Below are 6,000 nucleotides of genomic sequence, written 5' to 3' on the forward strand. Positions count from 1 at the left end.
GGCGCCCTCGCCAGCGGGCGAGGAATCAGGCGCCCTCGCCAGCGGGCGAGGAATCAGGCACCGTCGCCCTCGGCGACGAGCAGCCGCAGCGGGGCCGCCTTGCGCAGCATCCCGACGTGCTCGTGCAGCCAGCGGGTGGCCTGTTCCGCGGGCATCGGCTTGGCGATGAGGAAGCCCTGCGCGGAGTCGCAGCCGAGCGCGCGCAGGCGGCGCCAGGTGTCCTCGGTCTCGACGCCCTCCGCGACCGCGTTCATCCCGAGGGCGTGGGCGAGCTCGATGATCGAGCGGACGATCGACTCGTCGTCGTCGGCCTCCGCGAGCCGGGACACGAACGACCGGTCCACCTTGATCTCGGTCACGGGCAGGCGCTTGAGCATGAACATCGAGGAGTAGCCGGTCCCGAAGTCGTCGAGGCTGAGCGAGACGTCCAAGGCCTCGAGTGCGTCGAGGGTGTCCATCACCCGCGCGTGCTCGGCCATGAGCGTGCGCTCGGTGAGCTCGAGCTGCAGGTGGGTGGCCGGGACCCGGTGCCGCGCGAGGCTCTCGGAGATGGTCTGGGCCAGCTCCGGCCCGTGCAGGTCGCGCGCGGACACGTTGACCGCCATGACGACATCGATGCCCTGACTGCGCCATTCGGCCACCTGCGCCAGCGCGCGGTCGACCACGTAGTTGGTGAGCCGGTGCATCAGGCCCGAGGTCTCGGCCAGCGGGATGAACTCATCCGGCGGGATCGGCCCCCGCTCGGGGTGGTTCCACCGGACCAGGGCCTCCATGCCGACGAAGCCGCTGCTCAGCAGGTCGACCTTGGGCTGGAAGTGCAGGTCGAGGGACCCGGAGTCGATGGCGTGGCGCAGCGCCGCCAGCAGCCCGAGGCGGTTGGTGGAGTGCCGGTCGCGCGAGGGGTCGTAGACCTCGATCTCGGAGCGGGTCTCCTTCGCGAGGTACATCGCGACGTCGGCCCGGCGCATGAGCGAGCCCACCTCGGCGCCGTGCTTGGGGTGCAAGGCGATGCCGATGCTGGCCTCGAGCTGGAGCAGGACGTCGTCGAGGTGGAAGGTCTCCACGAGGGCGTCCCGCACCCGCATGGCGATCTCGACGGCCTCGTGGGGGGTGGCCACGCCGGGCAGGAACACGGCGAACTCGTCTCCCCCGAGGCGGCCGACGACGTCGCCGTCGCGCAGCCCGCCCTGGATGCGTCGCGCGACGATCTCGAGCAGCCGGTCGCCCGTCTGGTGCCCGAGGGTGTCGTTGACCTCCTTGAACCGGTCGAGGTCGAGCAGGAACAGCGCGAAGGGCTCGCACCCTCGGGCGCACTGCTCGAGGGCTCCTTCGAGGGTCCGGATCAGCAGTTTGCGGTTGGGCAGACCGGTGAGCGGGTCATGGTGCGCCGCGTGCTGCTCCTCGAGGGAGATCCGCCCGGTCTGGCGTACGGCCTCCAGCGGCACGATGAGCAGCGGGATGAACCAGACCGACCCGGTGGAGCCGGAGGCGGCGAGGACCACGAGCGGAGAGAGCGCGAGCACGGCGGCCGTGGTCACCGCGTAGTAGTGGATGTCCTCGGTGAAGGCCGACCAGAAGCCGGTTCCCTCGTCGGCCCAGACGCCGGACACGAGCAGGTCGTTCGCAAGGAACCACACCAGCCAGGACAGCGCCATCCACACCAGATCGCTGCCCGTGAGGCCCTGGCCGTCGAGCCCCTGCGGATGCCCGGCCAGCGCCATGACGCTCCAGGTGGCGAGCAGGCACAGCTCGTACTGCCCGACGTTGAAGAACACCTTCCAGGGCGGCTTGCGCTTGACCCACTCCGAGACGAGGGTGGCGCCGGCCTGCAGCAGCACGGCCGGCCAGAGCCCCCACATGTAGAGGATCGCGAGGAGGAACGCAGTGGAGGTGACGATGCCCTGCGGGTCCCCGCCCTTGGCCGTGAGGACCGGGCGCAGCTCCCCGAGGATGACGAGCGCGGCGATGACCCAGAACGCCGGGGGCATGTGGGGCATGACGCCCTGGACCCGGACCACCGCCATGAGGACGAGCGCCCACCCGCCCCACACCGCGAAGTGCCAGCAGAAGGCGAACATCGAGGGGCGCAGGAGCGACGGATGCTGTGATCGAGTCGGCATCCCACCCCTTCCTCGGCCATTGGCGCCGGCCTCGTCGGCACACGGATCGCCGCCGCGGCCCCCGGGACGGCCCCGTCTTCGTTGAGGGCATCGGCACCCCCCTGGAGTGCCTTGAGCGTCGCGGGTGGGCCCTGGCGTCCTGCGACCGGGATCGGTCGACCGGGCGTGTGGGCCGGCGGCTTCGCGAGCGAGCGTCGGGACGCGGGACGCTAGATCCCGTCGGCCGCGGCGAGGTGCCCGGCGCGTCCGGCCACCCGGCCGGCCGGATGGCGGACCAGCCACTCGGTCATCGCGTCCGCGGTCATCGGCCGGGCGACGTACCAGCCCTGGGCGCTGTCGCAGCCGAGCGCGCACAGGGTGTCCCAGGAGGCGTCGCTCTCGACGCCCTCGGCCACCGCATCGATCCCCAGGGCGTGGGCGAGGTCGATGATCGAGCGGACGATCGTCACGTCCTCGCTCGAGACGGCCATCCGGCTCACGAAGGACCGGTCCACCTTGATCTCGCTGACCGGCAGGCGCTGCAGGAGGACCAGGGAGGAGTAGCCGGTGCCGAAGTCGTCCAGGGACATCCGTACGCCGAGCCGGTCGAGCTCGGCGAGGCTGTCGGCCACGCGCGCCGGCTCGGCCATCAGGATCCGCTCCGTGAGCTCCAGGCGGATCGCCTCAGCGGGTAGCCGGTGGCGGGTGAGTCCCTCGGAGACCGTCCGGGCGAGCCCCGCACCGTGCAGGTCGCGCGCGGAGACGTTGACCGCGACGGGCACCTTCAGCCCGCGGTCCCACCACTGCGCTGCCTGCGCGAGGGCCTCGTCGACAACGCTCGCCGTCAGCTTGTGCATGAGGCCGGAGCTCTCCGCCAGCGGCACGAAGTCGTCCGGCAGCACCAGCCCGCGCGTCGGGTGCCGCCAGCGGACCAGGGCCTCCACGCCGGTGACGGTGCCGCGGCCCAGGGAGACCTTGGGCTGATAGTGCAGCTCGAGCTCACCCTCGTCGATCGCCCGGCGCAGCGCACCCAGCAGGCCGAGGCGGCCGGTCGAGTGCCGGTCGCGGTCGGGCGAGTACGTCTCGATGCCGCAGCGCTCCTCCTTCGCGACATACATCGCGATGTCCGCGCACCGCAGGAGGGACTCGACGTCCCCCCCGTGCCAGGGCGCCAGCGCGACACCGATGGACGCCTCCGGCTCCAGGAGCATCCCGTCCAGCTCGAACGCCGCGTCCAGGGCGCCGCGGATGCGCTCGGCGACCTCGAGCGCGGTCGCGTGGTCGGGGATCGTCGGGAGGAGGACCGCGAACTCATCACCGCCGAGGCGGGCGACGACGTCGTCGGGGCGCACGGCGTCGAGGAGCCGCTCCGAGACGTGCTGGAGGAGCAGGTCGCCGGTCCGGTGCCCCAGCGTGTCGTTGACCTCCTTGAAACGGTCCAGGTCGAGAAGGAACAGTGCCACGCACTCATCGGCTGGCCGCTCGGCGAGCGCCTGTTCCAGGCGCTCCCGCAGGTACTTGCGGTTGGGCAGTCGGGTGAGCGCGTCGTGGTTGGCCTGGTGCTCGCGGTCCAGGGCCATCCCGGTCGTCGCATAGATGGCGAACATGGGCGGCACCACGAGGGGGAGCCAGAGCGGGCTGGTCGTCGCCACGAGGGCGACGAGCGGCGAGAAGACGAGGACGGCCACGTTGGAGAAGACCTGGTAGCCGAAGTCCTCGTAGAAGACCTCCCAGAACGACGAGCCGTTGCGCAACGCGACCACGAGGGACACCACGCCGTTGTTGAGGACGAAGTAGACCGTCCAGGAGAGCACCATGGGACCGAGGTCGCCGGCGCTCAGCGCGTGCGGCTGCGTCGGGCTCGCCTGCCAGCCCCACACGGCGAGGGAGAGCCAGGCAGCCGCGAGACAGGCGCTGTACTGGGAGAGGTTGAAGATCCGCTTCCACCACTCCTTGCGGTCGACCGCGTCGGCGAGGAGCGAGGCGATCCCGTGCAGGACGATGGCCGGCGCGGGGCCCCAGATGAACATGACGGCGAAGGTGAAGGCCGTCGACGGGGTGACCCCGCCCTGCCCGTAGCGCTTGCTCGCGATCAGCGGACGGGTCTCCCCGACCACGACGAGGGCCCCGAGCAGCCACACCCCGGGGCTCATCGCCTCAAGGGCCGCGGGATCGAGCTGGAGCAGCGCGGCCACGAAGATGGGCAGGCCGACCGCGACCGACAGCCACAGGGCGAGGGCGAAGCGGTTGCGTCCCAGCGGCGACGGCGGTGCGGCCTCCTCGTGGCGTTGCGGGGGGGGCGGGCGCTCGGGCGCCTGCGTGGGCGGTGGCGGTGGCGGGTCGACCGGGCGGGCGGTGGCCGGGGTTGCGGGGAAGGCGAGGAAGGAGTGGCTCACTCCACCCGTCCCCAAGGTCACGGTGTCCACCCCCCCTGCACATCGTGTCTAAGCGGTCACTATGAGCCATCAATCGTCTGCGACACCGTACGGGAGGAGGATTCGGCGGCCACACGCGTGAACGGACGGATCATCATCACCCGTTCGGACGACGCGGCTCGGACGGTGCGGGCCGTCAGCCCACGGCATCGGGGCCGCGGTCGAGCAGCCGGCCGAAGGCGTCCTCGTCGAGGACGCGGATGCCCAGGGCGGCCGCCTTGTCGGCCTTGCTGCCCGGTGCGTCGCCGACCACGACGTAGGTGGTGCTGCGCGACACCGAGGAGGTCACCTTGCCGCCGCGAGCCTGGACCGCCGCCGTCGCCTCGTCCCGGCTCCACCCCTGGAGGGTCCCGGTGAGGACGAGGGTGACCCCGTCCAGGGGCCGCGGGCCGGCCTCGACGGCCTCCTCCGCCAGGCAGACCCCCGCCGCCCGCCACTTCTCGACCACGCGTCGGTGCCACGGCTCGGCGAAGAAGTCGAGGAGCGCCTCGGCGATGACCGGTCCGACGCCGTCCACCGCGGCCAGCCGGTCCGGCTCGGCGGACGCGATGGCGTCCAGCGACCCCATCTCGCGCGCCAGCGCCTGAGCCGCAGTCGGGCCCACGTGCCGGATGGAGAGCGCGACGAGCACCCGCCAGAACGGCCGGGTCTTCGCCTGCTCCAGGTTGTCCAGCAGCTTGAGGGCGTTCGCGGACAGCTCGCCGTCCTTGCGGGTGAAGAAGGGACAGCCCGCCAGCGCCGCCGCGTCGATCGCGAACAGGTCGCCCTCGTCCTCGACCAGGCCGCACTCCAGGAGCGCGGACGCCGCCTCGTAGCCGAGCACCTCGATGTCGAGCGCGCCCCTGCTGGCCACGTGGAACAGCCGTTCCCGAAGCTGCGCCGGGCAGGAGCGGTGGTTCGGGCAGCGGATGTCCACGTCCCCCTCGCGGGCGGGGGCGAGCGCGGTGCCGCACGCCGGGCAGTGCGTGGGCATGACGAAGGCACGCTCGGCGCCGGTGCGGACCTCCACGACCGGGCCCAGGATCTCCGGGATGACGTCGCCGGCCTTGCGCAGCACGATCCGGTCCCCGATGAGCACCCCCTTGCGGCGGACCTCGGACTCGTTGTGCAGGGTCGCCTGGCTGACCGTCGACCCGGAGACGAGGACGGGCTCGACGACGGCGTACGGCGTCACCCGGCCGGTCCGCCCGACGTTGACGAGGATGTCCAGCAGGCGGGTGGTGACCTCCTGCGGGGGGTACTTGTAGGCGACCGCCCACCGGGGCGCCCGCGAGGTCGCCCCGAGGCGGCGCTGCACGTCCAGCTCATCGACCTTGACCACCACGCCGTCGATCTCGTGCTCGACGTCGTGACGGTGCTCGGCGTAGAAGCCGATGTAGTCCTCGACGTCGGCGGTGGACCGGACGACGCGGAAACGGTCGGAGACGGGCAGGCCCCAGGCACGCAAGGCCGCGTAGCCGTCGGAC

The 6,000-nt window shown here is 72.0% G+C and carries 3 protein-coding genes; all 3 read right to left on the reverse strand.

All coding sequences use genetic code 11. From position 1 onward, the window contains the following. Nucleotides 1–53: 53 nt before the first annotated feature. On the reverse strand, nt 54–2,120 hold the full coding sequence (locus VMI11_01050) for an EAL domain-containing protein (protein HTY70994.1): 2,067 nt from the start codon (nt 2,118–2,120) through the stop codon (nt 54–56). Between the two features lie 209 nt (nt 2,121–2,329). Beyond that, entirely contained in the window at nt 2,330–4,495 is a 2,166-nt protein-coding gene (locus VMI11_01055; protein ID HTY70995.1) for an EAL domain-containing protein, read from the reverse strand. Between the two features lie 175 nt (nt 4,496–4,670). Beyond that, the coding region (gene ligA / locus VMI11_01060) for an NAD-dependent DNA ligase LigA (protein ID HTY70996.1) at nt 4,671–6,000 on the reverse strand (1,330 nt) is incomplete at its 5' end.

The sequence above is a fragment of the Actinomycetes bacterium genome (assembly GCA_035506535.1).
Classification (GTDB): Bacteria; Actinomycetota; Actinomycetes; order DATJPE01; family DATJPE01; genus DATJPE01.

What these genes read in the sequence shown, in the direction of transcription:
- VMI11_01050 (HTY70994.1), bottom strand. Translation starts at nt 2,120, where the DNA reads ATGCCGACTCGATCACAGCATCCGTCGCTCCTGCGCCCCTCGATGTTC.